The sequence below is a fragment of the Microbacterium sp. genome, from assembly GCF_031178525.1.
Lineage (GTDB): Bacteria > Actinomycetota > Actinomycetes > Actinomycetales > Microbacteriaceae > Microbacterium.
This window is the reverse complement of record NZ_JAPSJA010000365.1, coordinates 1-2073: the sequence shown is the minus strand read 5'-3', so window position 1 is coordinate 2073 and position 2073 is coordinate 1. Positions and strand designations below refer to the sequence as shown.

Below are 2073 nucleotides of genomic sequence, written 5' to 3'. Positions count from 1 at the left end.
TCGATCTCGACGGCGGACTCGTTGTTGATGTCGATCACGATCGTCCTCGCTTGGGCATGCGGTCACGGGGGCCCGCGGGGCGTGCCGCCGTGCGGCGCTCGGCCCGGTTGGCGAACTCGGCGGCCTCATCGCGCTCGTGGCGGGCCGCCATCCGACGCTCGTCGTACTCGCTGTACGCGTCGACGATCCTGCCGACGAGCGAGTGACGCACGACGTCGTCGCTCGACAGACGCGAGAAGTGGATGTCGTCGATCCGCTCGAGCACGCGGGTCACCAGGCGCAGGCCCGACGCGCCCTGGGGCAGGTCCACCTGCGTGATGTCGCCGGTGACCACCATCTTCGTGCCGAAGCCGAGACGGGTCAGGAACATCTTCATCTGCTCGGGTGTGGTGTTCTGCGCCTCGTCGAGTACGACGAAGGAGTTGTTCAGCGTGCGCCCGCGCATGTAGGCCAGTGGAGCGACCTCGATCGTGCCCGTCGCCATCAGCTTGGGCACGAGCTCCGGATCCATCATCTCGTTGAGCGCGTCGTACAGCGGGCGCAGGTACGGGTCGATCTTGTCCGTCAGGGTTCCGGGAAGGAAGCCCAGCCGCTCACCCGCCTCGACCGCAGGACGCGTCAGGATGATGCGCTCCACCTCGCGGCGCTGCAGGGCCTGCACGGCCTTGGCCATCGCGAGATAGGTCTTGCCGGTTCCGGCCGGACCGATGCCGAAGACGATGGTGTTCTCGTCGATCGCGTCGACGTACTCCTTCTGGCCCACCGTCTTGGGACGGATGGTCTTGCCACGGCTTGACAGGATCGCCTCGCCCATGACCTCGCTGGGGCGCGGCCCGGTCTCGTCGCGAAGCATGCGCGCGGAGCTCTGCACGTCGGCCTCGCCCAGCGCGTGGCCGGCCTTGGTCATGTGCAGCAGCTCGTCCACGAGGACGCGCGCGGCGCGCACGGCCTCGGCCGACCCGCGCAGAGTGATCTCGTTGCCGCGCACGTGCACGTCGACGTCGGGATGCGCGCCCTCGACCATGCGCAGCAGCCGGTCCTGCGGTCCGAGGAGCTGCACCATGGCGACCCCGTCGGCCGTGACGGTCTCGGTGATGTCGTCCGATCCGGGGTCAGCCACCGACGAGGCTCTTCTCTCCGAGGCCACCCGCGAGCACGTGCGCGTGGACGTGGAACACGGTCTGGCCGGCGCCGGCTCCGGTGTTGAACAGCAGCCGGAAGTCGCCGTCGGCGTGCTCGGCCGCGAGATCGTTCGCGAGCTGGATCACCTCGGCAAGCAGCGAGGGGGCGCCCGCCGCGAGGGCCGCGACGTCGCGGTACTCCTGCGTCTTGGGGATCACGAGCAGGTGCACGGGCGCCTGCGGGGAGATGTCCTTGATGGCGAAGACGCGCTCGGTCTCCGCCACGATCTCGCCCGGGATGTCGCCCTGCAGGATGCGGGTGAAGATCGAGGGTTCTGCCATGTCGTCCAGTCTATGCGCGGGGCTCGATGCGCGGCCGGGACTCACCAGCGACCCAGGCGCGCGTTCAGCAGAGCCAGGGCCGCGGGTCCGGCCGTCGACGTGCGCAGCACGGTGTCGCCCAGGCGCACGAGCCGGGCGCCCGCGTCGCGCAGGCGCTGGAGCTCCTCCGGCGCGATCCCGCCCTCGGGACCGACCACCAGCAGGATGGATCCCGCGTCCGCGACGTCGGTCGTGCTCAGCCGCTCGTCGGCGGTGGGCTCGAGCACGAGGATGTGGTCGGCGCGGGCCGCCAGCGCCGCAGTCGTCGCGATCGGCGCCACCTCGGGGAGCCACGCGCGGTGCGCCTGCTTGGCCGCCTCGCGCACGATCGTCCCCCAGCGCGCGCGGCCCTTCTCCGCCTTGGGGCCCTCCCAGCGCGACACGCTGCGCGACGCCTGCCACGGCACGATCTCGTCCACGCCGAGCTCGGTGGCCGCCTGCACAGCCAACTCGTCACGGTCGCCCTTCGCGAGCGCCTGCGCCAGCGCGATGCGGGGCCGGGGTACGTCCTCGACGCGGCGGGCGGCGATCCGCACCACCACCTCGCGCGGCGCGACGCTCTCGCACGCAC

The 2073-nt window shown here is 71.2% G+C and carries 3 protein-coding genes; all 3 read right to left on the bottom strand.

All coding sequences use genetic code 11. The annotated features are described in order from the left end of the window. Nucleotides 1-34: 34 nt before the first annotated feature. Nucleotides 35-1063, bottom strand: a complete 1029-nt coding sequence (locus RIF89_RS14440; protein WP_309069770.1) for a PhoH family protein — start codon at nt 1061-1063, stop codon at nt 35-37. A 49-nt stretch (nt 1064-1112) separates the two neighbouring features. After that, nucleotides 1113-1463, bottom strand: a complete 351-nt coding sequence (locus tag RIF89_RS14435) for an HIT domain-containing protein (protein WP_309069769.1) — start codon at nt 1461-1463, stop codon at nt 1113-1115. 41 nt (nt 1464-1504) lie between these two features. Then, on the bottom strand, nt 1505-2073 hold a 569-nt coding region (locus RIF89_RS14430), incomplete at its 5' end, for a 16S rRNA (uracil(1498)-N(3))-methyltransferase (protein ID WP_309069768.1).